The organism is Mesorhizobium sp. WSM1497, assembly GCF_001672455.2.
Lineage (GTDB): Bacteria > Pseudomonadota > Alphaproteobacteria > Rhizobiales > Rhizobiaceae > Mesorhizobium > Mesorhizobium ciceri.
In genome coordinates, this window is sequence record NZ_CP021070.1 from 3,878,387 (window position 1) to 3,904,400 (window position 26,014).

Sequence of the window (26,014 nt, forward strand, 5' to 3'; positions counted from 1 at the left end):
GCGGAGACATTGGAAAGCAAGGCCGCGAAGGCCGCACCGATGGACCGTCTGTGGGCCGAAAATGACGATTCACGCGTCACCGGGGACCCGTCGCTGGTCGTCGACGTGGCCGGCTTCGAAGGTCCGCTCGATCTTCTGCTGCATCTTGCCCGCACCCAGAAAGTCGATCTGGCGCGCATTTCGATCCTGGCGCTGGTCGAGCAATATCTGACCTTTGTCGAGACGGCGAGGGCGCTCAGGCTGGAGCTTGCCGCCGACTATCTGGTGATGGCGGCATGGCTGGCCTTCCTCAAGTCCAAGCTCCTGATCCCCAAGCAGCCAGGCGACGAGGGCGAAAGCGGCGAGGAACTGGCGGCGGTGCTGCAGTTCCGACTGAAGCGGCTGGAAGCCATGCGCGACGCCTCGGCGCGTCTGGTCAACCGCAACCGGCTCGGCCGCGACGTGTTCGCGCGCGGCATGCCGGAAATGGTCATCATCGAAAAGCGCAACGCCTATTCTGCCTCGCTCTACGATCTCTTGACCGCCTATGCCCAGCAGCGCCAGAAGCAGGCGATCAACAATGTGACCATCGCCAGGCGCGGTGTCTGGTCGCTCAAGGACGCGCGCGACATCCTGACCCGCCTTGTGGGAGCCGTGAGCGACTGGACGACGATGGAGAGTTTTCTGATCGCGTACATGACCAGTCCCGAGGAGCGGCGCACGGCGATCGCGAGCTCGTTCGCTGCCACGCTGGAACTGGTGCGCGAAGGCAAGATGGATGTACGGCAGGATCAGACGTTCGCGCCGATCTACTTGCGCGGCCGAACGCAGACAATCAAGGCAGTCGAGGTGGCATCATGAGCGAACGCGCCAACGCTTCGGTTGTCCCGTTCAAGATCGGCGATGAACCCGAAGAGGGCCCGCTTTCCCAGGATCCGGCCGAGCAGCAGCTACAAAACCCGGCCGAACGGCTGCATCTGGCCGAGGCTGTGCGCATGGCCGAGGCGATCGTGTTCGCCAGCGCCGAACCCGTCAGCGAAAAGCAGCTTGCGGCACGCCTGCCGGACGGCATCAACATCGCCCTGGCCATGGCCGAACTGCAGCAGATCTATGCGCGGCGCGGCGTCAATCTGGTGCGTGTCGGCGATGCCTGGGCGTTCCGCACCGCCGGCGACCTGGCTTTCCTGATGAGCAGGGATACCGTCCAGCAAAGGAAGCTCTCCCGCGCGGCTCTCGAAGTGCTGGCGATCATTGCCTATCACCAGCCGGTGACGCGTGCCGAGATCGAGGACATCCGCGGCGTCGAAACCTCGAAGGGCACGCTCGACACGCTGCTGGAAACGGAATGGGTGCGCATGCGCGGCCGGCGAAAGACACCCGGACGCCCGGTTACCTACGGCACCACGGAGACCTTCCTCGATCATTTCGCGCTGGAAGAGATCCGCGATCTTCCCGGCATGGAGGAACTGAAGGGGGTCGGCCTGCTTTCGGGCCGCATGCCGTCGAATTTCTCCATTCCGCAGCCGCCGGCCGATCCCGATGCATTGACCGACGACGAGGATGCGCTCACCGATATCGATCTCGAGGAACTCGGCCTGCTGACGCCGCGCGTCACGGAAGATTGACTGGCATTGGCGGCCGATCTGTCGAGGATGCGCGGATTCGTAGCGGGGCCGCCGCGTCGAAAATGCGTGACATCCGCCACCCTTTCATAAACTCTGTAGCAGTTGTGTTTGAATCCCAACGCGAAAACGCATAGATCATCGCCAGGGAAAACATTCGAGAGAGATTTGCTATGGGTTCATTTTCGATTTGGCACTGGATGATCGTGCTGGTGATCGTGCTTTTGGTGTTCGGCCGCGGCAAGATTCCCGAGCTGATGGGCGACATGGCCAAGGGCATCAAGAGCTTCAAGAAGGGCATGGCCGACGACGACGTTGCCGAAGACAAGCGCACCGTCGAACATCGTGCCGACGAGACCGTTGCGGCCGCGAAGGAAAAGGCCAGCAAGAGCTGAGCCCAAAGGTTCTAGTCGGAACAGAGTGTCATGTTTGAAGTCGGCTGGACCGAAATGCTGGTCATCGCGATCGTCATGATCGTGGTCGTCGGGCCCAAGGATTTGCCCAATATGCTGCGCACCTTCGGCCGCACGACGGCGAAGCTGCGCGCCATGGCATCCGATTTCCAGAAACAGTTCAACGAGGCGCTGAAGGAGGCCGAGCTCGACGACGTCAAGAAGTCCGTCGACGAGCTCAGGGGCATGAGCCCGATGGCCGAGATCAGGAAGCAACTCAATCCGTTCGAACAGGCCGCGGCCGACGTTCGCTCCGGCGTCGACGCGGCGATGAAGCCGAAGCCGGCAGCCGATCCGGCAACGCCAGCCGCTTCGACCCCGCAGGCGGCCGAGCCGCTGAAGAACGGTGCAACGACCATGCCCGGCGTCAACGGACCGGAAGCAGCGCCGGCAGCGCCGATTTTCCCGGCGATGACCGACGAATCGGTGGTAACGTCATCAGTGCCGACGACACCCGTCGTGGCGCCGAAGGCGTCCACCGCGAAGAAGGCAGCCAAGCCTGCACCGTCAAGGGCGACGCCGGCTATAAAGGCTTCGGCAAATGGCGCTAAAGCTCCTGCAAAAACGGTCACCGCTAAGGCCACGCCTGCGGCCAAGGTGCCAGCGAAGCCCGCGACGGCGGCAATGCCTGAAACGCCCAGGGCCAAGACGCCCGCTGCGGCCAAGGTGACCGCGTCCAAGACCGTAGCGACCAAGACGGGGGCGAAAATCGAACCGAAACCTGCTGCGGCCAAGAAGCCGGCGGCCAAGAAGACGGCTGGAGCCGCCAAGTGAGCGTTTCGGACACCGAAAAGGACGAGATCGAGAAATCGTCGGCGCCGCTGATGGAGCATCTGATCGAGCTGCGCCGGCGGCTGATCTGGTCGCTGGGCGGTTTCTTCGTTGCCTTCCTGGTCTGTTTCTTCTTCGCCAAGAAGCTGTTCAACCTTCTGGTCGTCCCGTTCAAATGGGCGACGCAGTGGGCAGGCCTCGATCCGCACAAGGTCGAGCTGATCTACACGGCGCCGCAGGAATTCTTCTTCACGCAGGTCAAGCTCGCCATGTTCGGCGGCATGGTGATCGCCTTTCCGCTGATCGCCACGCAGATCTACAAATTCATCGCGCCAGGCCTCTACAAGAACGAGCGCAACGCCTTCCTGCCGTTCCTGATCGCGTCGCCAATCCTGTTCCTGATGGGTGCGTCGCTGGTCTATTTCTTCTTCACGCCGATGGTGATGTGGTTCTTCCTCGCCATGCAGCAGGCCGGCACCGACGATCAGGTGCAGATTTCGCTGCTGCCAAAGGTGTCGGAATATCTCAGCCTGATCATGACGCTGATCTTCTCCTTCGGCCTGGTGTTCCAACTGCCGGTGGTGACCAGCCTGATGACACGCGTCGGCATGCTGTCGTCCAAGGGGCTGGCCGAAAAGCGCAAATGGGCGATCGTCATCGCCTTCGTCGTCGCGGCGGTGCTGACGCCGCCCGATCCGATGAGCCAGATCGGCCTCGCCATTCCGACCATCCTTCTCTACGAGGTCTCCATCTGGGCTGCCCGGCTGATCGAGCGCGATCAGGAAAAGCAGCGCGTGGCACGCGAGAAGCAGGACGCGGCGGAAGAGGTCGCCGAGAAGAAGCCGGCGGACGCGTCCTCCACCTGAACGGCGCCGCCGCGTCTGGCCAGCCTCGATAGGAATTTTTTCTTGACCTGGTGAGGGCAGCTATGCTATGATTCTCGGTATGGTGCTGACTTGCGCCAGCGACCCCGCCGTAGAGGCGGGTTTTTCATTTCAGGCTCTCCTCCGCCTTCAGCCGAAAGCGCGTCAAAGCGCGATCGCAGGCTTGCGTTCCCCATGCCCCATCTTGCGTCGATCGAGGATGCGGTTTACCCCCTCTGGCTGAAACGCATCGCACTGAAAGCGATGCGTTTCAGTTTTGTTTGAAGCATGTCGTTGTCCCAAACCGCTGCGCACTTTGGGCGACATGCTACCCCGGAGCGTTCAAACCATGCTTGACATCAAATGGATTCGCGAAAACCCGAAGGCCCTTGTCGAGGCGCTGGTGAAGCGCTCGTGGTCGGCTGACGAGGCGCAGTCCACGGTCGGCGGGCTGATCGCCTCGGACGAGGCGCGGCGCGAACACGTTACCGAGCTACAGACCAAGCAGGAGCGCCGCAATGCCGCGTCGAAGGAGATCGGCAACGCCATGCGTTCGGGCGATGCCGCCCTGGCCGAGACGCTGAAAGCCGAAGTCGGCGAGATCAAGGTCTTCATCCAGAACGGCGAGGCGCGCGAACGCGAGCTCGACAAGGCGCTGAACGACGCGCTGGCGGTGCTGCCCAACGTACCGTTCGACGACGTGCCTGTCGGCAAGGACGAGCACGACAATGTCGTCAAGCACATCGTCGGCAAGGTACCGACGCGGCCGAACTGGGTGAAGGAGCACTTCGAGATCGGCGAAGCGCTCGGCATGATGGATTTCGAGCGCGCGGCAAAGCTGTCGGGCTCGCGCTTTACGGTGCTGAAAAACGGACTGGCGCGGATGGAACGCGCGCTCGGCCAGTTCATGCTGGACCTGCATACGACCGAACACGGCTACGAAGAAGTGATACCGCCGTTGATGGTCAAGGACGATGTTTTGTTCGGCACCAACCAATTGCCGAAGTTCGAGGAAGATCTGTTCTTCACGCCGCACGGGGAGGGCAGGCTTGGCCTGATTCCCACCGCCGAGGTCCCACTCACCAACCTTGTGCGTGAGGAAATCACCGCGCATGAAAAACTGCCGCTGCGCTACACCGCGCTGACACCGTGCTTCCGTTCGGAAGCGGGCTCGGCCGGGCGCGACACGCGCGGCATGCTGCGCCAGCATCAGTTCTACAAGGTCGAGCTGGTGTCGATCACCGATCAGGAATCGTCACTTGCCGAGCATGAGCGGATGACGCAATGCGCCGAGGAAGTGCTGAAGCGGCTCGGCCTGCCGTTCCGCACCATGACGCTGTGCACCGGCGACATGGGTTTTGGCGCACGCAAGACCTATGACATCGAGGTCTGGCTGCCCGGCCAGAACGCCTATCGCGAGATCTCGTCCTGCTCGGTGTGCGGCGATTTCCAGGCACGCCGCATGGACGCCCGCTACAAGGACAGGGACGGCAAGGGCAACCGCTTCGTCCACACGCTCAACGGCTCGGGCACAGCCGTTGGCCGCGCGCTCATCGCCGTCATCGAAAACTACCAGAACGAGGATGGCAGCGTAACCATTCCTGAAGTGCTGCGGCCTTACATGGGCGGTCTGGAAAAGATCGAAGCGAAATAATGCGTATCCTCCTGACCAATGACGACGGCATTCATGCCGAGGGCCTGGCGTCGCTCGAACGCGTCGCACGTACGCTGTCCGACGATGTCTGGGTGGTGGCGCCCGAGCAGGACCAGTCCGGCTATGCGCATTCGCTGTCGATCTCGGAGCCGCTGCGGCTGCGCAAGATTGGCGAGAAGCATTTTGCCGTGCGCGGCACGCCGACCGATTGCGTCATCATGGGCGTCAAGAAGATCCTGCCTGGCGCACCCGACCTGATCCTGTCCGGCATCAATTCGGGCGCCAACATCGCCGACGATGTCACCTATTCCGGCACCGTCGCCGGCGCCATGGAGGGCGCGCTGCTCGGCATTCGCTCGATCGCGCTCAGCCAGGGGTACAGCTATGTCGGCGAAGATCGCGTCGTGCCCTACGAGACGACGGAGGCGCTGGCGCCGGCGCTGCTGAAGAAACTTATCGCGACGCCATTGCCGGACGGCGTGCTGCTCAACGTCAATTTTCCCAACTGCACGCCCGAGGAAGTCGCAGGCACGGTGGTCACCTCGCAGGGCAAGCTCGTGCACTCCCTGTGGGTCGACGAGCGCCGTGACGGGCGCGGCCTGCCTTACTACTGGCTGCGTTTCGGCCGCGAGCCGGTCGAAGGCAAGCAAGGCACCGACCTCTACGCCTTGCGCAACCGGCTGGTGTCGGTGACGCCGCTGCAGCTCGACCTTACCGCCCATGAAATCCGTGACCAACTGAGCAAGGCGCTCGCATGAACCAGGGCCTCCCGATCGACGACCGCGAAGGTTTTGCCGCCTTTCTGCTGCGTCTGCGCGGCCGGGGGACTGTGCCGAAGGCGCTGATCGCGGCCTTCGAGGCGACGCCGCGGCGCGGCTTCCTGGCGGCCCAGTTCCATCAGATCGCCTGGTCGGACCGCATGCTGCCGATCGAATGCGGCGAGGCGATCGAAGGCGCCGACATGCAGGCGGCGGTGATCGCCGCACTCACCATCGAGCAGGGCAACCGCGTGCTCGAGATCGGCACCGGCTCGGGCTACACCTCGGCGGTGATGTCGCGGCTGGCCGCTCGGGTCATCACCACCGATCGCTACAAGACGCTCGCCGAGCAGGCGCGGCAGCGCTTCGAGGCGCTCGGCATCGGCAATGTGATCGTGCGCCACGCCGATGGTTCCGGCGGGCTGCCGAATGAAGGGCCATTTGACCGCATCGTCGCCTGGGCCGCCTTCGACAGCCTGCCGCGTTTCCTGCTCGACCAGTTGTCGAGCGGCGGTATCGTCATCGCTCCGATCGGCCCCGAAGAGGGCGAACAGGTGCTGGCCAAGCTGACCAAGGTCGGCAGCCGCTTCGAGCGCGAAGACATCGGGCTCGTTCGCCTGCAGCCGATCCTGCGCGGTGTCGCCGCTGTTATCTAGCGCGGATGTCGATGTTCGGCCGCGTCGTGCGCCCGTCTTCGACCCCGGCTGGCCTGACCCGAAATCTCCGCACGGCTCGCTGTCTAATATTTTAAGAAAAATTGCGTCGGATTCCATGAGGTTAACCGTCGAGTAACATTAACGCGCTTTAATCATGCCTAGTTTGTACCGGGTATGTGCGGGTTAGTGCGATGCAACTCAGTGTTTTGAAGACAAACGGTCGCAATCTGGCGCGAGGCTGCGCCATTCTGATGGTCGCGGGTGCTGCTGCGGGGTGCAGTTCCCAAGTTTCGCGGTTCAATGGCGTCGACGACGTCTTTACATCCTCGACCAACAATCAGCGCGCCATCATCAACAAGCAGGATGCCGTACAGCAGCCCTATCCGGGCGATGTCGCCGCCGCTCCGATCGATGGCAGCCATACACAATCGGTCAGCCGCTCCAGCCTCGAGCCGGTCTCGACGCGGCCGCTGCCGCCGCCCGTTGCCCAAGCGCAGCAGGCGCCGGCATCGAAGCCGGTGCGCACCGCATTGGCCCCGGCACCGCATGTCGACAGGACCACGACCGGCACCGTCGCTCCGGCGGCGTCGCCTTTCAAGGTTTCGCAACCTGACGAACCCCGCGTGGCTGCTTCCGGCACTCCGCATGCAACCGAGATCGTCGTCAGGGACGGCGAAACGATCGGCGGCCTGGCGCAGCGGTACAAGGTGCCGTCCGACGTGATCATGAAGGTCAACGGGCTGAGCGCGACCAAGGGGCTGAAGACCGGCCAGAAGCTGGTCATCCCGGCCTATGCCTATTCCAGCAAGAGCGAGGCGAAGGTCGCGGATGCCAAGCCGGCGAAAGACGGCAAGCACAACCTGCCGGCCACTGCGCCGGACAAGGTCGCCGTTCTGCCGCAGCAGCCGAAGCCTAAGGAAGGCAAGCCCGCCGCTCAGGTCGACACGTCGGCCGCAGCAAACCAGCCCAAGGAGCCCAAGCCGCAGGTTGCCAAGACGACCGGCGCTGCTGGGACCTACACGGTCCAGTCGGGCGACACGATGTCTTCGATTGCCAGGAAGACCGGCGTCGGCGTCGTTGCTCTAAAGCAGGCCAACGGGATGAAGGACGGACTGCTCAAGATCGGCCAGACCCTGAAGGTGCCGGCCGGCGGAACCGCGACCGTCGCCGCTGCCAAGCCGGCCAAGGTCGATCCAGTGACGACGGCCACCACGCAGCCCGCGGCAAAGACCACGCCGTCTGAAACGCTGGCGTCCTACACGCCGCCGAAAAAGGATTCGAAGGTCATCCAACAGGCCGAGGCCGACGATGCCGTCGCGCCAGACGCCACCGGCATCGGCAAGATGCGCTGGCCGGTGCGCGGTCGCGTGATTTCCGGTTTCGGCTCGGGCAAGGACGGCGTCGATATCGCCGTGCCGACGGGCACGCCGGTCAAGGCGGCCGAGAACGGCGTCGTCATCTATGCCGGCGACGGCCTCAAGGAATTCGGCAACACGGTGCTGGTGCGCCACGAGAACGGCCTGGTCACCGTCTACGGCCATGCCAGTTCGATCGAGGTGCAGCGCGGCCAGAAGGTCAAGCGCGGCCAGGAGATCGCGCTGTCGGGCATGAGCGGCACGACGGACTCGCCGAAGCTGCACTTCGAAGTGCGCAAGAATTCGGCGCCAGTCGATCCCTCCGGTTATCTCGAATAGTCGGGGCTGTTTCGAATAGAAGAAAAAAAGCAATTTGCGGGCCGTCTGACCTCCAGTCCGGCCCGCCGGCTCAGCCCGTTCCGAAAGGAGCGGGCTTTTTCAGTTCCGGTGCGACGCGCCAGTCTTCAAGCTTCAAAGATGGTCGCGCAGAGTGTCGGCGATCATGACGCCAAGGCTGCTGGCCTTGACGCCGAGAAGCGTCTCCGCGTCGGAGGAATCGACCAGCAAGGGTTTGTCGAAGAGGTAGCTCATCTCGATAAGCTCATGCATGCCCAATGCTTCCATTTCGGAGATGGAATAGGAGCGTGTTCCTGGAATTTCACGGTGAAGCATTGCCGCGGTCGCCCGGATGAGTTCCCGGGATGGGGCGTGTTGCGATGGAACATGGAACGCCCGTCCCCATTCGCCCGTGTAGCGCGAGGCAGCGACCAGTGTCCTGGCCACGTCCTTCGTGAAGGACCAGGCGTGAGTTGCGTCGAGGTTTCCGATGAAAGCCGTCGGTTTCCCTTCGATTATGGAGGGCAGCGCGACCAGTGAGAAAGAGCTGATCGCGCCATGTCCAAGATAATCGCTGGACCGCACTTCGACGGCCGGCACGTCCGCACGGACCGCCCGCTGCCACATGATCGTCCGCGCAGTTCCTTTCTTCGAAGTCGGATCCAGAGACAGGTCGGAGTGAAGCGGGCTTTCGGCATCTTTGCCATAGCCATAGAGGTTTCCGAGCACCACAAGCTTCGCTCCGACCGCTTCGGCAGCCCGCACGGTGCCGTCGATGATTGGGAAGAAGTCGGTCGGCCAGCGGTGATAGGCGGCCATGGCGCACATGAAGATCGCGTCGGCGTTTCGGCTGATACGCGCCAGTTCCGCGGCATTGGTGGCGTCGGAGTGCACGGTCCGGACGTTTTGCAGCGCGTTCGAACCGACACTCCGGCTCGTCAAGACAACATCATGGCCTTCTTCGCCCAGAAGCCGCGCGGTCTCGCGACCAACCGAGCCTGCTCCCACAACAACATAGAAACTCATGGCATAACCTCTCATCCAAGTTTTATGGAGAGGCGTAGGTACATAGCCACGGCATTGAAAATCGCGCGGGAATTGCCAAGTCTTGAACAGGTTTTGCCATGAATCGAGAAAGCATGCTCTCGCAAGTCGCCCCGGCCCGATCCCCGTCCGACGTAACATTGGCCTCCCGGCATGTCGAAGCCGGGGTCCATCGTCTGCTCCGGGCGCCACACCATCGCATCATGGTGCATGCAAGTGCCGCGACGCGCTCCTACTGCCATGAGGTTGGACGATATTTCGTCAGGCGCGCCGGCCATATCGACCTGGTGCCCGCCGGTCAGGAGGGTGGGTTCGAGGCTGAGACCCCGTTCGACACGATCGAGATCGCGTTACAACCGGCCTTGATGGAAAGGGTGGCAGCCGAACTTGGCAAGGCGCGCGCATTGCCGCTCGGCACACGTCACCTGCTTCGTGACCAGCGCATCGAACACCTCGCGCGAGCACTGGAGAGCGATCTCAATGCGAAGTCGCCGAGCGGGTCGTTGTTTGCCGACAGCATCGGCGCCGCGCTCGCTGTGAGGCTGCTTGGCCTCGGTGAACCTGATATCGATCGCGCGAGCCGGCTGTCGGATACTCAGCTCAAGCGCGTGCTGGAGCATATCGAGGTTGCGCTGCACGAACCCCTGTCGATCCATCGACTGAGCCGGGTTGCCGGCGCCAGCAGTTCGCACTTGCGGACATGGTTCAAGGCGGCGACGGGCTTCACCCTGCACCGCTACGTGCTACGGCGTCGCGTCGAACGCGCACGCGTCCTGCTGCAGCAAGGCGATCTCAGCACAAGCGAGGTGGCGGAATTGACGGGCTTCGCGCACCAGTCACATCTGGCGCATTGGATGCGGCGTGAGATCGGCCAAACGCCGCGTGATTTGCGGCGGTCGCAGCCGCCCAAATGATCTTGTCATCGGATGGCGTTGGCGACGCTATCCAACGCATCAGTCCTTCAGCGGTTTGCCGAGCCGGCCAGCCAAATCCTGGGTGAACTGCCAGGCGACGCGGCCCGAGCGGCTGCCGCGCGTCGTCGCCCATTCCAATGCTTCGGCGCGCAGCGTGTCGGGATCGATTGTCAGCCCGTGATGGCGGACATAGCCGTCGATCATGTCGAGATACTCGTCCTGCGAGCATTTGTGGAAACCGAGCCACAGCCCGAAGCGGTCGGACAGCGACACCTTTTCCTCGACCGCTTCGGACGGGTTGATCGCGGTCGAGCGTTCATTGTCGATCATGTCGCGCGGCAAAAGATGGCGGCGGTTCGAGGTGGCGTAGAAGATGACATTGGCTGGACGGCCCTCGACGCCGCCTTCGAGCGCTGCCTTGAGCGATTTGTAGGAGGTGTCGTCATGGTCGAAGGAGAGGTCGTCGCAAAACAGGATGAAGCGGAAGGGCGCCGCCTTCAGCAGACCCATCAGCTTCGGCAGCGTGTCGATGTCCTCGCGGTGGATCTCGATCAGCTTCAACGGCAGGTCGGACCTGGCCTTGGCGTTGATCTCCGCATGCACGGCCTTGACCAGCGACGATTTGCCCATGCCGCGCGCGCCCCACAACAACACATTGTTGGCCGGGTAGCCGGCAGCGAAGCGTTCGGTGTTGTCGACAAGGATGTCGCGGACGCGGTCGACGCCACGGATCAGTCCGATGTCGACGCGGTTAACCCTGTGCACCGGTTCCAGATAGCCCGGATCGGCCTGCCAAACGAAGCAATCGGCCTCGCGGAGGTCGGTTTGGGGCACCGGCGGCGGGGCAAGGCGGCTCACCGCTTCGATCAGCCGGTCGAGTTTCTGGTTCAGGGCCTCAATGCTGCTGTCGGTCATGTCTGTCTTTTGTTTTCGCGTTTTTGATGTCTTGGGGCGTGAAGCTGCCCGATTTCGCCTGATACAAAACCGGTTGCAACCTTTTGTTCGAGCATAATTTTCTGCGGAAACCGGCTCGCGCTTTTTGCGATCCTGCTCTAACACGGCTCAACAGGCCGGAAAAGCAGCCGATTTGGCCGGCCGCGCAGTTGCATTGACAACTTTACCGACTATATTCCGGCCAAATTTCAAGGGGCCGCCAGATTGGCGGCTGTTTTCAAAATTCAGGAGTACCTCGATGTTCGTGACACCGGCATACGCCCAAGGCGTCGGCGCTTCTCCCGACATGTTCATCAGCATTTTGCCGTTTGTCCTGATTTTCGTGATCATGTATTTTCTGATCATCCGGCCGCAGCGCACGCAGCTGAAGAAGCGCGGCGAGATGCTGGCCGCGGTCCGTCGCGGCGACACGGTCGTCACCGGCGGCGGCTTCGTCGGCAAGGTGACCAAGGTGATCGACGACAACGAGCTCGAGGTCGACCTCGGCAATGGCTTGAAGGTGACGGCGCTGCGCTCGACGATCGCCGATGTGCGCGTCAAGGGCGAGCCGGTGGCCAACCAGAACGCCAAGAAATAATCCAATTTTAGGCGGAGCGATCCGCGGACACGCTCTGACGGACGACGCCATATGTTGTATTTCTCGCGCTTCAAGATGATCCTGATCTGGGTGGCCGTGGCCATCACGGTGATCCTCGCCGCGCCCAACCTGTTCTCCGCCAGCACGCTGGCGCAGCTGCCCAACTGGGTGCCGAAGCGGCAGATGACGCTCGGCCTCGACCTGCAGGGTGGTTCGCACATCTTGCTGGAAATGAACCAGAACGATCTGATCAAGGACCGGCTGGAGACGACGCGCGACGAAATCCGCACGCTGCTGCGCGACGCCAAGATTGGCTATACCGGCCTTGCCGGCACCGGGCGGACCCTGCAGGTTCGCATTACCGATCCCGCCCAGATCGATGCCGCCAAGACGGCGCTGAAGACGCTGACCGATCCGGTCGCCGCCGGCCTGTTCACCGGCGGTTCCGTGCAGGAAATGACGCTCGACGATTCCGAGCCCGGCCTGCTCAAGTTCAACGTCACCGATGCCGGCATCAAATACCGCGCGTCGACCGCGCTGACGCAGTCGATCGAGGTGGTCGAACGCCGCGTCAACGAACTCGGCACGACCGAACCCATCGTGCAGCGGCAGGGCGACGACCGTATCCTTGTCCAGGTGCCGGGTCTTCAGGACCCGCAAAGGCTGAAGGAAATCCTCGGCCAGACCGCCAAGCTGACCTTCCAGATGGTCGACCAGTCGATGCCGGTGCAGGACGCGCTCAACGGCCGTCCGCCTGCCGGCTCGTCGGTCCTGTATTCGCAGGACGATCCGCCGGTTCCGTATCTGATCGAGAACCGCGTCATCGTTTCGGGGGAAAACCTCGTCGATGCGCAGGCGACCTACAATTCGCAGAACAACGAGCCGGTGGTGTCGTTCCGCTTCGATTCGAAAGGGGCGGCGCGCTTCGGCCAGGCCACGGCGCAAAATGTCGGCAAGCTGTTCGCCATCATCCTCGACAACCAGGTGATTTCGGCGCCGCAGATCCGCGAGCCGATCCTCGGCGGCACCGGCCAGATCTCCGGCAATTTCACCGCCCAGAGCGCCAACGATCTCGCCGTGCTGCTGCGCGCCGGCGCGCTGCCGGCGACGCTGACAGTCATCGAGGAGCGTACCGTTGGTCCGGGCCTTGGCCAGGATTCGATCCATGCCGGCAAGGTCGCCGGCATCATCGGTTCTATCCTCGTCGTTGCCTTCATGTTCGTCGCCTACGGCTTCCTCGGCTTCCTCGCCAACATCGCGCTGGCGGTGCACGTGGCGATGATCGTCGGCGTGCTCTCACTGCTTGGCGCGACGCTGACCTTGCCTGGTATCGCCGGTATCGTGCTGACCATCGGCATGGCGGTCGATTCCAACGTGCTGATCTACGAACGCATCCGCGAGGAGCGGCGCGCCGGCCGCTCGGTCATCCAGGCGATCGATACCGGTTTCACCAAGGCGCTGGCGACCATCGTCGATTCCAACATCACCTCGCTGATCGCCACCGTGGTCCTGTTCTATCTTGGTACCGGTCCGGTGAAGGGCTTTGCCATCACCTATGCCATCGGCATCCTGACGACCGTCTTCACGGCCTTCACCTTCACCCGTCTGCTGGTCTCGATCTGGCTGCGCCGGGCTCGCCCGAAGGAATTGCCGAAGGCGCCGGTGACCTTCGTTCCGCCCGGCACCAAGATCCCCTTCATGGGCATCCGTCGCTGGACGTTCACGCTGTCCAGCGCACTTTCGATCCTGTCGGTGGTGCTGTTCATGACCGTCGGCATCAACTACGGCATCGATTTCAAGGGCGGTTCGCTGATCGAAGTGCAGGCCAAGAGCGGCAATGCCGATCTCGCCGACCTCCGCGCGCGGCTGACCGAACTCAACATCGGCGAAGTCCAGGTGCAGCAGTTCGGTACGCCGAACGACGTGCTGATCCGCGTCGGCACGCAGGATGGTGGCGAAAATGCCGAGCAGACCGTCATCGACAAGGTGCGCGGCGAGCTGCAGGATAATTACGATTTCCGCCGCGTCGAAGTGGTGGGACCGACCGTGTCCGGCGAGCTCGCCAAGCAAGGCACGATCGCCATGCTGATCGCGCTGCTCGGCATCCTGATCTATGTCTGGTTCCGCTTCGAATGGCAGTTCGCGGTCGGCGCCATCGTGGCGACGGTGCACGATGTGGTCATGACGCTCGGCTTCTTCGTCATCTCCGGGCTGGAGTTCAACCAGTCGTCACTGGCGGCGATCCTGACGATCATCGGCTATTCGCTGAACGATACGATCGTGGTCTATGACCGTGTCCGAGAGGATCTGCGAAAATACAAGCGCATGCCGCTGCCGCAACTCCTGAACAACGCCATCAACGAGACGCTGTCGAGAACGACGCTGACCTCGGTGACGACGATCCTGGCGCTGCTGGCGCTGGTTCTGTTCGGTGGCGAGGTGATCCGCTCGTTCACCATGGCCATGCTGTTCGGCGTCATCTTCGGCACCTATTCGTCGATCTTCATCGCCGCCCCGCTGCTGATCCTGTTCAAACTGCGGCCGCAGGCTTCAGCCGACGAGGAGAAGCCGGTCAATGGCGGCAAGGCGGTCGCGACCTGACGCGCCCCCCCGAAGAGGTTTAACGGTGACCAGCAAAGGCATCGTCATCCGCGAGGCGCATTTCCCGGGCCGCGCGCCGATCGAAGCCTACGGCAATGGCGGATTCCGCTTTGCCGACATGTCGCATCGCGGTTCGCTGCTCTGTCTGCCATCCGGCATCCATGGCTGGGAGCCGGTGGCCCCCTTGGCGCTGACGGTGGCGGATTTTGACAGGCTGCTGTCCGAGGCCGACAAGGTCGAGATCCTGCTGGTCGGCATGGGCAGGGATCTCCGGCCGTTGCCCGCTGCATTGCGGGCCGCGCTGAAGGCCGCCGGCGTTGCATCCGACCCGATGTCGACGGGGGCCGCGGTGCGGACCTACAATGTCCTTCTGGCGGAAGAGCGCGCCGTGGCCGCCGCGCTCATTGCCGTCGATTGACATGTCTCGAAGCGCTGAAATCGTCATGGACGCGGTGCGCGCCGCCGACCATGATCGCTATCTGACTGCGCTCTACGCGCCCGACGACAAGCGCGACGCGCTGTTTTCGCTCTACGCCTTCAACGCGGAGATATCAGGTATTCGCGATCGCATCCATGAGGCGCTACCGGGCGAGGTGCGGCTGCAATGGTGGCGCGATGTCATTGCCGCCGGCGGCGAGGCCGGCGCCGGCCATCCCACTGCCGAAGCCGTGAACGCTACGATAGCGACATTCGGCCTGCCGAAGCCGGCCTTCGAGAACATGCTCGATGCGCGCATCTTCGACCTCTACGACGACCCGATGCCGTCGCGCACCGATCTGGAAGGCTATTGCGGTGAGACGGCGGCAGCACTCATCCAGCTTGCGGCGATGGTGCTCGACCCCGGCGAGGCGCCGCGCTTTGCCGAACTGGCGGGCAGGGCAGGCTGCGCACAGGCGATGACCGGCCTGCTGCTGCTGTTGCCGCTGCACCGCCAGCGCGGACAATGTTTTGTCCCGGCCGACATTCTGGCGGCAGCGGGATCGTCGCCGGAAGAATTCGTCACCGGCGACGGCGGACCCGGCGCCAAACGCGCGGTGGCGGCGATGATGGCGCTGGCACGGGAACATCTTTCCGCCTTCGAGCAAGGCGCACCGGCTCTCCCGGTCTCGCTGCGCCCGGCATTCCTGCCACTTGCCCTGTCACGCGCCTATCTCGGCAAGATGGAGAATGGCTCGCCGCTCGAAGGCGTGGCGCGGCTGTCGGCCTTGCGCCGGCATTGGCTGCTGCTGCGTCGTGCGAGCAAGGGTTGGCCTGCTCTTTGACGTAAACGTCAATCATGTTAAGACGTCCCCGCGCCAAACTGTTGCCGAAGACAACAGACCGGCTCGGAGGAGATGAATGAGCTTACCCATATTGGTGGCGATCGTTACCTTCGGCATCGCACTGTCGGTTGCGGCGGTGCATTTCACCGGCGGCAGCAAGACGGCGACGCTCAGTGGCACCGATCAGGCAGTGAGCCGATTCGCCGAGGATTTTCCCGACGAGATCGTGGCGGCGGTCCGCCTGACAGCAGATGCCAGGACCGCGTTCCTGGATATCGGGCGAGGGCGCTTCGGGATCGTTCACAGCGTAGGCGACTGCTTCTTGACCCGCATCGTCACGCCTCAAGATGTCACGATTTTGGACGCTGGAGACGGGAATACGGTCTCGCTGCGGCTCGCCGATTTCACCTGGAAGGGCGGCCGCTTCCGCTTTGCCAGCGCAACGGATGCGCAAGGCTTGCTGAAGGCGCTTGAGCCGCAGAGTTTCGGCGGAGAGGCGGCATGATGGACGACTACAATTTTCCGCAGGTCACTCAACTGGCCATCCCGTTCTTCGTTGTCGCGATCCTGATCGAGCTTTGGTTGGTGCGCACCGGCCGTGCCAAGGGTTCGTTCGAAACGCGCGACACATTGACCAGCCTGATGATGGGTACCGGCAATGTCGTTGCCGGGCTGCTGCTTGGCGTCGTGTCCTACTGGGCGTTGCTGTGGCTCTGGCAGTTCCGCGTCTTCAATCTCGGCCTGTCGATCTGGGTCTTTCTGGTGGCCTTCCTGCTCGATGATCTGCGCTACTATTTCTATCACCGCATCGCGCACCGGGTGCGCTGGGTGTGGGCCGAACACGTCAACCACCATTCCAGCCAGCACTACAATCTGTCGACAGCGCTGCGGCAGAGCTGGACGGGCCTGTTCACCTTCATGTTCGTGCTGCAGGCGCCGCTGGTGCTGCTCGGCTTCCACCCGGCGGTGATTGCCTTCACCTTCGGCTTCAATTTGGTCTGGCAATTCTGGATCCACACCGAGACCATCGGCAAGATGTGGGGCTGGTTCGAGTTCGTCTTCAACACGCCCTCACACCACCGCGTCCACCACGCCACCAATCCGCGCTATCTCGACGCCAACTATGCCGGCACGCTGATCATCTGGGACCGCATGTTCGGCACCTTCGTCGGGGAACTGGAAGAAGACCGGCCGCGCTACGGCATCGTCAGGAATCTCGGCACCTTCAATCCGCTGAAAGTGGCATTCCATGAATGGATCGGCATGTTCAGGGATGCCTTTGCGCCCGGTCTGACCTTGAGCGATCGCCTGAACTATCTGATCAAGCCTCCCGGCTGGAGCCATGACGGCTCGCGCGAGACTTCGGAGAGTTTGAAGGCTGCCTATGTCAGGCGAAATCCTGCTGAGGCGGGGAAGCCGGGATTGCCAAGCGTGGGTGTCGAGCCCGCCGAGTAGAACTTCTTATGTCAGGAGGGTCCGTCGTCATCGCTGTCGTACGCCAATTGCGCGATTCGTTCCCTCACTTGCGCGATGGCGTGATCCAGCGGAATAGCGGGACGCGTATCTTCGATCGAAGCCTTTATCTTGGCCCGGATCGCGGCTAGGCGCTCGGCATGCTCCTCTTCCTCGCGCTGGAAGGCCCGGAGCGCCGCGCGGATGACTTCGCTCGCCGAGCCGAAAGAGCCGTCTTCGACTTTTTGGCGGATAAGGCGGGCCATTGCTGGCGTGACTGTGACAGAAAGTTTCTCGGCGAATTCCGTGGAACGGCTCCCATTGGACAGCAAGTAGGTTTGTATCCTGCTTCATCCGTGCGGCCAACGATGAGGTCCTAGCGCCTGGGTTTCGCCCGGCCGGCTTCCGAACCATCCGGCATGGTGGCGCTAATGCGCCGAGTTGTGCCGAAATGCCGGCCGAATTCATGGCCCCCCAAATCTGTAAAATTGGCTTCGAACTCAACCAGCGCGTCGACAATAGCCGGCGCCTCCGAGCTGGGAGCCTCCTGCGTGAATCGTGCACTGAGGTAGACGCCATGAGGATGTGAGGGATCCAGACGGGCTTGGATCGCCCAGAAGGATGACAGCGAATAGATCGCTTTCATGAAATCCAGAATTAGCCGGTCATTGTAGGGACCTTCGACAGGCTGAACGGCAATGATTCTCTTCAAGCTTCGATCACGGTTCTCATTGTAATTTTCATTTTCGTACAGCCAACCTTGGCCCCCGTGAGGCTGACCTATTAGCGCCTCGATAGCGGGTATATGAACTTCGCGCAGCTTCCGCAGGTTGGTGCATCTGACATAGGCTCCAGCAAATTTCGTAGTCGCCGGCGAAAGGTTCGCCACTCGGCGGCAGGTCCGACGGCAGAAGCTGGTGCAGCTCGGAGTGCTTGGCCACGGACTACTCGGCGGCTCGCGCTTGTGCCGGCAGCCCTAGCCATTCTCGGCAATCAGCCTGCGCACGCGATGTGATGGCGTGCCGCTTGGCAACGGTCTTGTCCTTGCCGCGCATGCGTTTGCCCTCGGCCTTCGGAGCTTCGACAGGTGGGAACAGGCCGAAATTGACATTCATCGGCTGGAATGAGCGCTTTCCCGGCTCGTCATCGGAGACAATATGACCGCCGGTGATGTGGTTGAGCAGAGCGCCGAAGGCCGTGGTCAGCGGCGGCAGGGACGGAGCAAGGCCGAGCCGCTCCGCTGCGGCGAAGCGGCCGGCGAGCAGGCCGATCGCAGCGCTCTCGACATAGCCTTCGCAGCCGGTGATCTGGCCGGCGAAACGCAGGCCGGGCCGCGACTTCAGTTGCAGCGAAGCGTCGAGCAAGGTCGGCGAGTTGATGTAGGTGTTGCGGTGCAGGCCGCCGAGACGGGCGAAATCGGCGTTTTCGAGACCCGGTATGGTGCGGAAGATGCGCACCTGCTCGGCATGCTTCAACTTGGTCTGGAAACCGACCATGTTGTAGAGCGTGCCCAGCGCATTGTCCTGCCGCAACTGGACGACGGCATAGGCCTTTACCGTCGGATTGTGGGCATTGGTCAGCCCCATCGGCTTCATAGGCCCGTAGCGCAGCGTCTCGACACCGCGCTCGGCCATGATTTCGATCGGCAGGCAGCCGTCGAAATAGGGCGTGCCTTCCCATTGCTTGAATTCGGTTTTCTGGCCGTCGACCAGCGCTTGCACGAAGGCAAGGTACTGGTCCTTGTCCATCGGACAATTGATGTAGTCCTTGCCGGTGCCGCCTGGCCCGACCTTGTCGTAGCGCGACTGGAACCAGCAGGTATTCATGTCGATCGTGTCGAAATGGATGATCGGCGCAATGGCGTCGAAGAAGGCGAGCGCATCGGCGCCGGTCGCTTCCGCGATCGACTGGGCAAGCCCGGGGGCGGTCAACGGACCCGTGGCAACGATCGCCTGGTCCCAATCCGTCGGCGGCAGACCTGGCACTTCCTCGCGCCGGATGGTGATCAGCGGGTGTGCTTCGAGTTTTTTCGTCACGGCATCGGCGAATCCGTCGCGATCGACGGCCAGCGCGCCGCCGGCCGGAACCTGGTTGGCGTCGCCGGCGCTCATGATCAACGAGCCGGCCAGCCGCATTTCGGCGTGCAACAGGCCGACCGCGTTGTTGTCGGCGTCGTCGGAGCGGAAGGAATTGGAACAGACGAGCTCGGCCAGGCTATCGGTCTTGTGCGCATCGGTGCCACGAACGGGCCGCATTTCATGCAGGATGACGGGCACGCCGGCTTGCGCTGCCTGCCAGGCGGCTTCGGAACCGGCGAGGCCGCCCCCGATGATGTGGATTGGGTTTTTGCTCATGAGCGCCGGAATAATCGCTTGGTGCGGCGATTGCAATTGCCGTGCGCGGTGCGGGGCAAACAGCTGCTGATGGGAGCGCCTCCTGAAAACAACAACACCCGCCGGGGGAGGAGGTCCGGCGGGTGTCGTTTTTGGGGTCGACCTTCGGGAGGAGGTGAAGGCCGGCCATATTCGTCATCGCCGGGGAGGAGGTCGGCTTTGACGAAATTCCTTTCGCCATTTTTAGAAGGGGCGAAACCTCTGGAGCAAAATTCGTCTTGCCCCTGGGAAACAGCGCCCGCCGCGGGAGGAGGTGCGGCGGGCGCCGTTTTTGTGGCCGACCCTCGGGAGGAGGTGAAGGTCGGGCCGATTCGTCATCGCCGGGGAGGAGGTCGGCTTTGACGAAAACTCTTTCGCTGTTTGAAAAGGAGCGAAACCTTTGGGGCAAAATTCGATTTGCCGGGAAACAACGCCCGCCGCGGGAGGAGGTGCGGCGGGCGCCGTTTTGGTGGTCAACCCTTGGGAGGAGGTAAGGGGTGACCGTATTCGTCAAGATCGGGGAGGAGGTCGACCCTGGCGAAATTCTGTCTAGATCGCCTGGCGGGCGATGATCTTGATTTCGTCGCGGACGATACCGAGATCATGCAGCTGGCGGTTCGAAAGGCGACCCAGCTCGGTAACCGTCTCGCGATAAACGCGCCAGTTACGATAGTTGCGGATCAGGTTCATTGTCGTTCTCTTTTTCAAAACTGGTTCGGACCATTCGCGGTCCGAAGAATTAGACCGCCTTGCGAGCGACGTAAGGAATGTCGCTGCGGCTGATGCCGAGGTCGGTCAGTTCACGGTTGCTCAGGCGGCTCAGCTCGGACACAGTGTCCCTGTAGCGGCGCCAGTTGCGGTAGTTGCGGATCAGGTTCATGGTAGTTCTCGTTTCGTCTTTCTTGCGGATCATTCCGTTTGTGTACGAACTATAAATAGGCGGACCCATATCGATTTAAAAGCGCTATGGCTGCATGGCAGCAATGCAAATTGTGCAATGCAGCATTAACGCGCGTTCACGGACCTGACACAAAGAAACCCGAATCGGAAAATGCCTTAGCGCCAACGGCTTGACCGGATCGGCTGCAAAAAAGACCAAACTGGGGGGAGAAGCAGCATGGCGAGCTATTCGTCGCGGGTCAGGGCGGATATCGCGCGCTGGCAGCAGGCCGGCATGATCGACCCCGCGACGGCCGATTCGCTGGCGCGCGATGTCGAGGCCAACGAGCGCAAGTCGCTGAGCTTCGGCTCGATCCTGGCTATGATGGCCGCCTTGCTGTTCGGCGCCGCCATCCTGATTTTCGTCGCCGCCAATTGGGACGCGATCCCGAGGCTGGCGCGCGTGGCGGCGCTGTTTGCCGTCATCCTTGGCGGCTATGTCGGCGGCGCGGTGCTGAAGGCCCGCGACCATGCGGCAATCGGGGAAGCGCTGTGGATCGTGGCGGCCGCGGCTTTCGGCGGCTCGATCGCGCTGATCGGCCAGATGTATCATCTCTCGGGCGACGAGGCCTCGGCTCTGGTGACCTGGGGAGCCGGCACGGCGCTGGCGGCGGTTGCGCTGCGATCGAACCCGCTGACGGTGGCTTCGGTCGGCATCGCCGATGCCTGGCTGTTCCTCAAAGGCTTCGACTATTACAGCCGCAGCGATTTTCCGCACGGCTTCGTCGTGATGGCGATCGTGCTGTTTGCCGTCTCGTTCTGGACCCGCAGCCAGGCGGCGCGCCACCTGATTATCCTGTCGGTGCTGTTCTATCTCATGCTGCTGGTCACCAACCACGACACGCTGCAGGTGGCGATCCCGCTGGTCGTCGCCTCGGCGCTGCTGTTCGCGGCCAAGGTCTTCGCGCCTGGCCCGGTCGACCGGGTCGTGCAACTCGGCGGCCGCTTGCCCTTGCACGCGCTGCTCGGCTTCCTCACCGGCCTCGCAATGATCCAGTTCGAACTCGCCGACGAGAGCACCTACAACAGCGGTTTTGCCCTCGCTTCGGCGATCGCGCTGGTCGGTGTTGTCGCCGCGATCGTGCTGGCAGGACGGGAGAGCCGTGGGCTACGCTGGCTTGCCTATCTCGGCTTCGCCTTCGAACTCGCCATCATCTATGTCGTGACCCTGCAATCGATGCTCGATACGGCCGGTTTCTTCCTGGCCGCCGCGGTGCTGCTCGGCATCCTCGCGATCGTCATCATCCGCGTGGAAAAACGCATGAAGGGCCCAGACGCCAAGGGAGCCACGGCATGATCACCGGGAAAAGGCTTGTCATCTCGGCGCTGGTGCTGGCGCTCGTCCAGATAGGCTTCCTGAGTTGGATCATCGCCGGCCGGGCGGCGATCCTGCGCAACGGCAAGGAAGTGCTGCTGAAGATCGAACCCGTCGATCCGCGCGACCTCCTGCGCGGCGACTATATTATCCTGGGCTACGAGATTTCACGCATACCGGTGAAATTGATCGCCAACATTCCGCCCGACAAATTTTCAAGCGACGATACGTCGATTGTGGTGCGCCTGAAGAAGGGCGCCGACGGCTATTGGCAGCCGACGGCCGCCTGGTTCGGCCAGGCGCCAACGATGGCAACCGCCGACGAGGCCGATATTCTAGGCCACATCGCCGAAGGCTGGGACCTTCGCGGCGAAGAGGCGACCATCGCGCCGGACTATGGCATCGAGCGCTTCTATCTGCCGGAAGGCGAGGGGATGGCGATCCAGAACGACATGCGGGTGCGGCCATTCGGCATCCGTCTTGCGCTTGCCGGCGACGGCACCGCGCAGATCAAGGCGCTGGTCGACGGCGACAAGACGCTGTTCGAGGAACCACTCTACTAGGTCCCTTATTTCCGATGGTGTGAAGCATGCCAGTTAGCCTGTCGACGCGTGACGACATCAACCTCGACACCGTCTTCCGCGTCGCCTGGAAGAAGGACACGGTGGAGATCAGCGAGAAGGCCTTGCAGCGCATCGCCGAATGCCGCGTCTCGTTTCTGAAGCTGATTGAATCCGATCCGCCACCGGTCATCTATGGCGTCACAACCGCCATGGGGGAATTGGCAAGCCGCAAGCTCGAACCTGACGAGCGTGATCGCCATGCGCGCATCAAGGCGTTTGCCGCCGCCACCTCGTTCGGCGATCCCTTGCCGGATCGCGTGGTCAGGGCGATCGTGCTTGCCCGTCTGACAAACTTCATCGAGGGCAACGCCGCCACCACGCCGCGCATCGCGCTTGCCGTGGCCGCGATGCTCGACGGTGGGCCGATGCCTGTCGTGCCGGCCTCCGGCCAGGGCGGCGCCGGTGAGATCCTGGCGCTCTATCCCTTGTTTACAGAACTTTCGACGCGCTTCGACCTCGAGGTCAAGGAACGCGGTTCGCTCATCAACGGCTCGCCCTGCGCCGCCGCTTTGGTGGCCGACGCAGCGCTCGCGGGGCGCCGCCGCATCCGCATGGCGCAAAAAGTGTTCGCGCTGTCGATCGAAGCGTTTCGCGCGCCGCTCGAGCACTATGACGCGGCGCTGGACACGCTCTGGGGCGATGAGCATGAGACGGCTGCCCTGCAGGGATTGCGGGAGTTTCTGGTTGGCGCCGGCGATGGGCGACGCAACTATCAGGCGCCGGTCAGCTACCGCATCGTGCCGCGCGTCCTCGGCCAGGCGCATCGTGCGCTGGCGACGGCCGAGCGGGCGGCCAATGTGTCGCTGGCCTCGGTATCGGACAATCCCGTCTACATCCCGCCCGACGATGCACATCGGCTCGGCCGCTGCATCTCGACCGGCGGCTATCACAATGCGATGGCAACGCCGGCGCTGGACGATCTGGCGGCGATATGGGCCGACATCTGCCTGCTCTGCGACCGCCACGCCTCGAAGCTTCTGAACGGCAAGGTGTCGCTGCTGCCGGATCTGCTGATGACCGGACGTCACTCAGCCGACAGCGATGGCCATGGCAATGTCGGCTATGTGCCGATGGCGATCACCGGCTATCTCGAGCAGGCCAAGCTGGCCGCACAGCGCACCTTCATTCCGGGCACGGAATCGGCTGGCGCGGGGCAGGACGACGTCGCCACGACGGCATTCTTCGCATGGACCAAGGAAGCGACCGCCGGCCGCTGCGTCGATGCCGCCATGGCGATGCTGGCAATGATCGCCTCGCAGGCGCTGCACGTCACCGAACGGACGCCGCCGCCGGCACTGCGTTCCTTCGTCGATCAAATCAGAGCTATCGTGCCGCCTGTCGGCGCCGATCGCGTGCTGGGACCGGAGCTTGCCAGGTTGGCGGAATGGTTCTCTGAGAAAGTGTTCGAGGCGTAGAGATGCCAACAAGGCGGTAGCCGGTGAATTGGTGCGCCTGAACGGATGAAATTCGAACCTGCCGAGCTTCAGGTGGCCTGCCACCCGAAGCTCGAAGAGCGAAGGGTGGTGCGGACGACGGGAATCGAACCCGTACGATCAGAGATCGAGGGATTTTAAGTCCCTTGCGTCTACCAATTCCGCCACGTCCGCAGGCCAGCCCTTTTCAGACGCCAGACACAGGCCGTCAAGTCGTGTTGTTGAGCGTTCGCCGAACGTGCAAACAGACCGGGCGGCTTGATGATACTGGCGCGATCACGGAATTATCGGCGCGGCGGGTAGTGGTAGGATGCCTTTGTGGTGGATTTGATCCGCCAAGGCCGGCGCCTCTCAGGCCCAACCCATTCCCCCCGCCCACTGGGAGCGTCGGCCACCCTTCCATGAAGAGAGCCCCTCAAGTGGTCGCCTGGGCCGGCAGCGTCGCGATTGTGGGCCTGGTCAGAACTTGTAGCTCAAATTGATCCCGACCGTATTCAGCTTCACGTTCTGATCGCGATCGTTAAAGGGTTCTGCCACCTCGTAGTGCTCGGAGCCGAAATCATAGTAGCGATACTGCGCGCCGACGACGAACTTGTCGGTCAGCGCGTAGTCGACGCCGGCACCCACGGTCCAGCCGACATTCGTGCGCGTGCTGTCGAACGCCGGACCCGCGACTTGCGATGTTTCGATGCCGGCAAAGGCGACGCCGCCAATGCCGTAGACCAGCAGGCGGTCCATGGCGTAACCCGCCTTGGCGTTGACCGACCCGAACCACTTGATGTCGGTGCCGAATGTGCTTCCCAGCGCCGATACCGTCGTGCCGCCGACCGAGGAATAGTTGAGGTCCGCCTCGGCGCCGAGCACCGCCTGGTCGAATTGCCACAGGCCGGCGACGTGGCCGCCGACAAAACCGCCGTCAATGTCGGGCGCGATGGAAAACGGCGCACCTTCTGTCACCGATATATCGGATTGGCCCCAGCCATAGCCGGCCTGCAAACCAGCGTAGTAGCCCGTCCAGTCGAATCCGGGCGCGGTCATCGGCACGTCGACCGCTGGGTCGGCTGCAAAAACCGGCACGGCCAGAACGGCAAGGAAACCGGCACTAGCGACCATCAGTCGACGCATCGAACTCCCCGAAATGACGGTTCAGAAAGATCCTCGTCAGAAGGATAACCGCATTCGCCGCAATCGCAATCCCCTGTCGCCGTACAGAATCCTCTATTTGGCATCGATGAAGTCCAGCACAGCCCGGCTATATTCATCCGGCGCTTGCAGCATGGCGAAATGACTGGCGTTGGGCAGGATGATCAGCTTCGCACCTGGGATGGCGGAGGCGATATATTCGGTGTGTTCGCGCTTGATCGCCTCATCGTGGTCGCCGGCAACGATCGCCGTCGGCGTGGTTATCTGGGCAAGCTGTTCCTTGCTCCACGCCGGCTCGCTCTCCCACATGTGGCTCATCTGCGCCACGAAGGCGTCATACTGGTCCGGTGTTTTCGACATCTTCTTGTAGTCGCGGCCGGAGCGGTCGATGTAGGCGGCAAAGGTCTTGTTGGTCATCACGCCCGGATCAAGGCCGTCGGTGGTTACGTTGGCGGCTTGCGCGAACAGCCTTGTCAGCCGCTCCGGATGATGCAGTGCGATGTCGATACCGATGATGCCGCCATCGCTCCAGCCGACAAGCGCGGTCTTGTCGATCTTCAGGTGGTCGAGCAGCGCCAGATAGTCCGATGCCATCAAGTCGTAGCCATAGGGCTGCTCGGTGCGGGTGGAGCGGCCGTGGCCACGGCTGTCGGCGACGATTACCTTGTGTGTCTTGGAAAGCGTGGCCACCTGGCTGGCCCAGATGTCGCCGTGGCCGAGGCCGCCGTGGATGAGCAGCACCGGATCGCCCGCGCCGAAAACGGCGTAGTACATCTGGATGCCGTTCACCGGCGCGTATCCGCTCTGATCGGGTTTGGGCATGGCCGCTGGTTCCGGCAAGGTCTGCCAACGCTCCTCGGCCACGGCAGAAGTGGTCGACGCTGCGAACAGGATAACGATGGCGAACGCTTTCCAAAAACGGGTCATGTCTTCCCTCAT

General features: G+C 62.7%; 28 protein-coding genes and 1 tRNA gene. 19 read left to right on the plus strand and 10 right to left on the minus strand.

All coding sequences use genetic code 11. The features are described from left to right. Window positions 1–39: 39 nt before the first annotated feature. The 9 genes from A9K65_RS18825 to A9K65_RS18865 all read left to right on the plus strand — a co-directional run bounded on the left by A9K65_RS18825 (window position 40) and on the right by A9K65_RS18865 (window position 8,449). Window positions 40–840, plus strand: a complete 801-nt coding sequence (locus A9K65_RS18825; RefSeq protein ID WP_013531293.1) for a ScpA family protein — start codon at window positions 40–42, stop codon at window positions 838–840. Then, a complete protein-coding gene (gene scpB / locus A9K65_RS18830) occupies window positions 837–1,604 on the plus strand; it encodes an SMC-Scp complex subunit ScpB (protein WP_064993661.1) in 768 nt (255 codons plus the stop codon). Before A9K65_RS18825 ends, scpB begins: the two co-directional genes overlap by 4 nt. Window positions 1,605–1,774: 170 nt before the next feature. Next, complete coding sequence (locus A9K65_RS18835) at window positions 1,775–1,996, plus strand: twin-arginine translocase TatA/TatE family subunit (protein WP_013531295.1); 222 nt, start codon at window positions 1,775–1,777, stop codon at window positions 1,994–1,996. Between the two features lie 30 nt (window positions 1,997–2,026). Then, window positions 2,027–2,827 (plus strand): Sec-independent protein translocase protein TatB, encoded by an 801-nt coding sequence (gene tatB, locus A9K65_RS18840; protein ID WP_064993660.1) that lies wholly within the window; start codon window positions 2,027–2,029, stop codon window positions 2,825–2,827. Continuing rightward, window positions 2,824–3,690: a twin-arginine translocase subunit TatC gene (gene tatC, locus A9K65_RS18845; protein ID WP_013531297.1), complete on the plus strand. Its 867-nt coding sequence runs from the start codon at window positions 2,824–2,826 to the stop codon at window positions 3,688–3,690. Before tatB ends, tatC begins: the two co-directional genes overlap by 4 nt. A 346-nt stretch (window positions 3,691–4,036) precedes the next feature. Further along, window positions 4,037–5,341 carry a serine--tRNA ligase gene (serS, locus tag A9K65_RS18850; RefSeq protein WP_064993659.1) on the plus strand — a complete coding sequence of 435 codons (1,305 nt, stop codon included), beginning with the start codon at window positions 4,037–4,039 and terminating at the stop codon, window positions 5,339–5,341. After that, window positions 5,341–6,099, plus strand: a complete 759-nt coding sequence (gene surE / locus A9K65_RS18855; RefSeq protein ID WP_063172319.1) for a 5'/3'-nucleotidase SurE — start codon at window positions 5,341–5,343, stop codon at window positions 6,097–6,099. Before serS ends, surE begins: the two co-directional genes overlap by 1 nt. Continuing rightward, window positions 6,096–6,755, plus strand: a complete 660-nt coding sequence (locus A9K65_RS18860; RefSeq protein ID WP_013531300.1) for a protein-L-isoaspartate(D-aspartate) O-methyltransferase — start codon at window positions 6,096–6,098, stop codon at window positions 6,753–6,755. Before surE ends, A9K65_RS18860 begins: the two co-directional genes overlap by 4 nt. 191 nt (window positions 6,756–6,946) lie before the next feature. Further along, a complete protein-coding gene (locus tag A9K65_RS18865) occupies window positions 6,947–8,449 on the plus strand; it encodes a peptidoglycan DD-metalloendopeptidase family protein (RefSeq protein WP_064993658.1) in 1,503 nt (500 codons plus the stop codon). A gap of 132 nt (window positions 8,450–8,581) precedes the next feature. Here the strand turns inward: A9K65_RS18865 and A9K65_RS18870 are convergent, their stop codons facing one another. Further along, window positions 8,582–9,472, minus strand: coding sequence for an NAD-dependent epimerase/dehydratase family protein (locus A9K65_RS18870; RefSeq protein WP_064993657.1), 891 nt, complete (start codon window positions 9,470–9,472; stop codon window positions 8,582–8,584). A 113-nt stretch (window positions 9,473–9,585) separates the two neighbouring features. On the opposite strand from A9K65_RS18870, the gene A9K65_RS18875 reads away from it, so the two are divergent. Next, the gene (locus A9K65_RS18875; protein WP_063173703.1) at window positions 9,586–10,404 is read left to right on the plus strand and encodes an AraC family transcriptional regulator; all 819 of its coding nucleotides are present in this window, start codon (window positions 9,586–9,588) and stop codon (window positions 10,402–10,404) included. 39 nt (window positions 10,405–10,443) lie between these two features. Here the strand turns inward: A9K65_RS18875 and A9K65_RS18880 are convergent, their stop codons facing one another. After that, window positions 10,444–11,319, minus strand: a complete 876-nt coding sequence (locus A9K65_RS18880) for an ATP-binding protein (protein ID WP_024503854.1) — start codon at window positions 11,317–11,319, stop codon at window positions 10,444–10,446. Between the two features lie 277 nt (window positions 11,320–11,596). On the opposite strand from A9K65_RS18880, the gene yajC reads away from it, so the two are divergent. From yajC to A9K65_RS18910, 6 genes are all read left to right on the plus strand, one after another. After that, on the plus strand, window positions 11,597–11,935 hold the full coding sequence (gene yajC / locus A9K65_RS18885; RefSeq protein WP_013531305.1) for a preprotein translocase subunit YajC: 339 nt from the start codon (window positions 11,597–11,599) through the stop codon (window positions 11,933–11,935). Window positions 11,936–11,986: 51 nt separating this feature from the next. Continuing rightward, window positions 11,987–14,536, plus strand: coding sequence for a protein translocase subunit SecDF (secDF, locus tag A9K65_RS18890; protein ID WP_064993656.1), 2,550 nt, complete (start codon window positions 11,987–11,989; stop codon window positions 14,534–14,536). Further along, window positions 14,511–14,954, plus strand: a complete 444-nt coding sequence (locus tag A9K65_RS18895) for an Mth938-like domain-containing protein (protein WP_064993655.1) — start codon at window positions 14,511–14,513, stop codon at window positions 14,952–14,954. Before secDF ends, A9K65_RS18895 begins: the two co-directional genes overlap by 26 nt. Before the next feature lies 1 nt (window position 14,955). Next, window positions 14,956–15,798: a phytoene/squalene synthase family protein gene (locus A9K65_RS18900; RefSeq protein ID WP_064993654.1), complete on the plus strand. Its 843-nt coding sequence runs from the start codon at window positions 14,956–14,958 to the stop codon at window positions 15,796–15,798. Window positions 15,799–15,892: 94 nt separating this feature from the next. Then, window positions 15,893–16,303 (plus strand): hypothetical protein, encoded by a 411-nt coding sequence (locus tag A9K65_RS18905; protein ID WP_348629605.1) that lies wholly within the window; start codon window positions 15,893–15,895, stop codon window positions 16,301–16,303. Further along, window positions 16,303–17,253 carry a sterol desaturase family protein gene (locus A9K65_RS18910; RefSeq protein WP_174564975.1) on the plus strand — a complete coding sequence of 317 codons (951 nt, stop codon included), beginning with the start codon at window positions 16,303–16,305 and terminating at the stop codon, window positions 17,251–17,253. Before A9K65_RS18905 ends, A9K65_RS18910 begins: the two co-directional genes overlap by 1 nt. Before the next feature lie 11 nt (window positions 17,254–17,264). On the opposite strand, the gene A9K65_RS18915 is transcribed toward A9K65_RS18910, so the two are convergent. The 5 genes from A9K65_RS18915 to A9K65_RS18935 form a co-directional block, all read right to left on the minus strand. Beyond that, the gene (locus tag A9K65_RS18915) at window positions 17,265–17,582 is read right to left on the minus strand and encodes a type II toxin-antitoxin system ParD family antitoxin (RefSeq protein ID WP_013531311.1); all 318 of its coding nucleotides are present in this window, start codon (window positions 17,580–17,582) and stop codon (window positions 17,265–17,267) included. Window positions 17,583–17,626: 44 nt separating this feature from the next. Then, on the minus strand, window positions 17,627–17,962 hold the full coding sequence (locus A9K65_RS35665; RefSeq protein WP_064993652.1) for a hypothetical protein: 336 nt from the start codon (window positions 17,960–17,962) through the stop codon (window positions 17,627–17,629). Between the two features lie 232 nt (window positions 17,963–18,194). Further along, on the minus strand, window positions 18,195–19,604 hold the full coding sequence (gene trmFO / locus A9K65_RS18925; RefSeq protein WP_064993651.1) for a methylenetetrahydrofolate--tRNA-(uracil(54)-C(5))-methyltransferase (FADH(2)-oxidizing) TrmFO: 1,410 nt from the start codon (window positions 19,602–19,604) through the stop codon (window positions 18,195–18,197). Window positions 19,605–20,171: 567 nt separating this feature from the next. Next, window positions 20,172–20,312: a DUF1127 domain-containing protein gene (locus tag A9K65_RS18930; protein ID WP_013531314.1), complete on the minus strand. Its 141-nt coding sequence runs from the start codon at window positions 20,310–20,312 to the stop codon at window positions 20,172–20,174. A gap of 49 nt (window positions 20,313–20,361) precedes the next feature. Then, window positions 20,362–20,502 carry a DUF1127 domain-containing protein gene (locus A9K65_RS18935; RefSeq protein WP_013531315.1) on the minus strand — a complete coding sequence of 47 codons (141 nt, stop codon included), beginning with the start codon at window positions 20,500–20,502 and terminating at the stop codon, window positions 20,362–20,364. A gap of 237 nt (window positions 20,503–20,739) precedes the next feature. Here A9K65_RS18935 and A9K65_RS18940 point away from each other — a divergent pair, with 237 nt between their 5' ends. The 3 genes from A9K65_RS18940 to A9K65_RS18950 are packed head-to-tail and all read left to right on the plus strand — an operon-like array spanning window position 20,740 to window position 23,914. Beyond that, complete coding sequence (locus A9K65_RS18940; protein WP_064993650.1) at window positions 20,740–21,858, plus strand: DUF2157 domain-containing protein; 1,119 nt, start codon at window positions 20,740–20,742, stop codon at window positions 21,856–21,858. Further along, window positions 21,855–22,439, plus strand: a complete 585-nt coding sequence (locus A9K65_RS18945; RefSeq protein WP_064993649.1) for a GDYXXLXY domain-containing protein — start codon at window positions 21,855–21,857, stop codon at window positions 22,437–22,439. Before A9K65_RS18940 ends, A9K65_RS18945 begins: the two co-directional genes overlap by 4 nt. 26 nt (window positions 22,440–22,465) lie before the next feature. Further along, window positions 22,466–23,914, plus strand: a complete 1,449-nt coding sequence (locus tag A9K65_RS18950) for an aromatic amino acid lyase (RefSeq protein ID WP_064993648.1) — start codon at window positions 22,466–22,468, stop codon at window positions 23,912–23,914. Window positions 23,915–24,020: 106 nt separating this feature from the next. Here A9K65_RS18950 and A9K65_RS18955 read toward each other — a convergent pair. The 3 genes from A9K65_RS18955 to A9K65_RS18965 form a co-directional block, all read right to left on the minus strand. Further along, a tRNA-Leu gene (locus A9K65_RS18955) sits at window positions 24,021–24,106 on the minus strand. A gap of 285 nt (window positions 24,107–24,391) precedes the next feature. Further along, on the minus strand, window positions 24,392–25,057 hold the full coding sequence (locus tag A9K65_RS18960) for an outer membrane protein (protein WP_064993647.1): 666 nt from the start codon (window positions 25,055–25,057) through the stop codon (window positions 24,392–24,394). Window positions 25,058–25,150: 93 nt separating this feature from the next. Then, window positions 25,151–26,002 carry an alpha/beta fold hydrolase gene (locus A9K65_RS18965; protein ID WP_064994028.1) on the minus strand — a complete coding sequence of 284 codons (852 nt, stop codon included), beginning with the start codon at window positions 26,000–26,002 and terminating at the stop codon, window positions 25,151–25,153. Between the last annotated feature and the right edge of the window lie 12 nt (window positions 26,003–26,014).

Bases quoted from the DNA above. Each gene is read 5' to 3' on its own strand.
- A9K65_RS18825 (WP_013531293.1), top strand. From the start codon at position 40: ATGGACCGTCTGTGGGCCGAAAATGACGATTCACGCGTCACCGGGGAC.
- A9K65_RS18900 (WP_064993654.1), top strand. From the start codon at position 14,956: ATGTCTCGAAGCGCTGAAATCGTCATGGACGCGGTGCGCGCCGCCGAC.
- A9K65_RS18835 (WP_013531295.1), top strand. From the start codon at position 1,775: ATGGGTTCATTTTCGATTTGGCACTGGATGATCGTGCTGGTGATCGTG.
- yajC (WP_013531305.1), top strand. From the start codon at position 11,597: ATGTTCGTGACACCGGCATACGCCCAAGGCGTCGGCGCTTCTCCCGAC.
- A9K65_RS18880 (WP_024503854.1), bottom strand. From the start codon at position 11,319: ATGACCGACAGCAGCATTGAGGCCCTGAACCAGAAACTCGACCGGCTG.
- secDF (WP_064993656.1), top strand. From the start codon at position 11,987: ATGTTGTATTTCTCGCGCTTCAAGATGATCCTGATCTGGGTGGCCGTG.
- A9K65_RS18870 (WP_064993657.1), bottom strand. From the start codon at position 9,472: ATGAGTTTCTATGTTGTTGTGGGAGCAGGCTCGGTTGGTCGCGAGACC.
- A9K65_RS18960 (WP_064993647.1), bottom strand. From the start codon at position 25,057: ATGCGTCGACTGATGGTCGCTAGTGCCGGTTTCCTTGCCGTTCTGGCC.
- tatB (WP_064993660.1), top strand. From the start codon at position 2,027: ATGTTTGAAGTCGGCTGGACCGAAATGCTGGTCATCGCGATCGTCATG.
- A9K65_RS18950 (WP_064993648.1), top strand. From the start codon at position 22,466: ATGCCAGTTAGCCTGTCGACGCGTGACGACATCAACCTCGACACCGTC.
- A9K65_RS18940 (WP_064993650.1), top strand. From the start codon at position 20,740: ATGGCGAGCTATTCGTCGCGGGTCAGGGCGGATATCGCGCGCTGGCAG.
- A9K65_RS18930 (WP_013531314.1), bottom strand. From the start codon at position 20,312: ATGAACCTGATCCGCAACTATCGTAACTGGCGCGTTTATCGCGAGACG.
- trmFO (WP_064993651.1), bottom strand. From the start codon at position 19,604: ATGAGCAAAAACCCAATCCACATCATCGGGGGCGGCCTCGCCGGTTCC.
- A9K65_RS18875 (WP_063173703.1), top strand. From the start codon at position 9,586: ATGCTCTCGCAAGTCGCCCCGGCCCGATCCCCGTCCGACGTAACATTG.
- A9K65_RS18910 (WP_174564975.1), top strand. From the start codon at position 16,303: ATGGACGACTACAATTTTCCGCAGGTCACTCAACTGGCCATCCCGTTC.
- surE (WP_063172319.1), top strand. From the start codon at position 5,341: ATGCGTATCCTCCTGACCAATGACGACGGCATTCATGCCGAGGGCCTG.
- A9K65_RS18935 (WP_013531315.1), bottom strand. From the start codon at position 20,502: ATGAACCTGATCCGCAACTACCGCAACTGGCGCCGCTACAGGGACACT.
- A9K65_RS18945 (WP_064993649.1), top strand. From the start codon at position 21,855: ATGATCACCGGGAAAAGGCTTGTCATCTCGGCGCTGGTGCTGGCGCTC.
- A9K65_RS18860 (WP_013531300.1), top strand. From the start codon at position 6,096: ATGAACCAGGGCCTCCCGATCGACGACCGCGAAGGTTTTGCCGCCTTT.
- serS (WP_064993659.1), top strand. From the start codon at position 4,037: ATGCTTGACATCAAATGGATTCGCGAAAACCCGAAGGCCCTTGTCGAG.
- A9K65_RS18965 (WP_064994028.1), bottom strand. From the start codon at position 26,002: ATGACCCGTTTTTGGAAAGCGTTCGCCATCGTTATCCTGTTCGCAGCG.
- scpB (WP_064993661.1), top strand. From the start codon at position 837: ATGAGCGAACGCGCCAACGCTTCGGTTGTCCCGTTCAAGATCGGCGAT.
- A9K65_RS18895 (WP_064993655.1), top strand. From the start codon at position 14,511: ATGGCGGCAAGGCGGTCGCGACCTGACGCGCCCCCCCGAAGAGGTTTA.
- A9K65_RS18865 (WP_064993658.1), top strand. From the start codon at position 6,947: ATGCAACTCAGTGTTTTGAAGACAAACGGTCGCAATCTGGCGCGAGGC.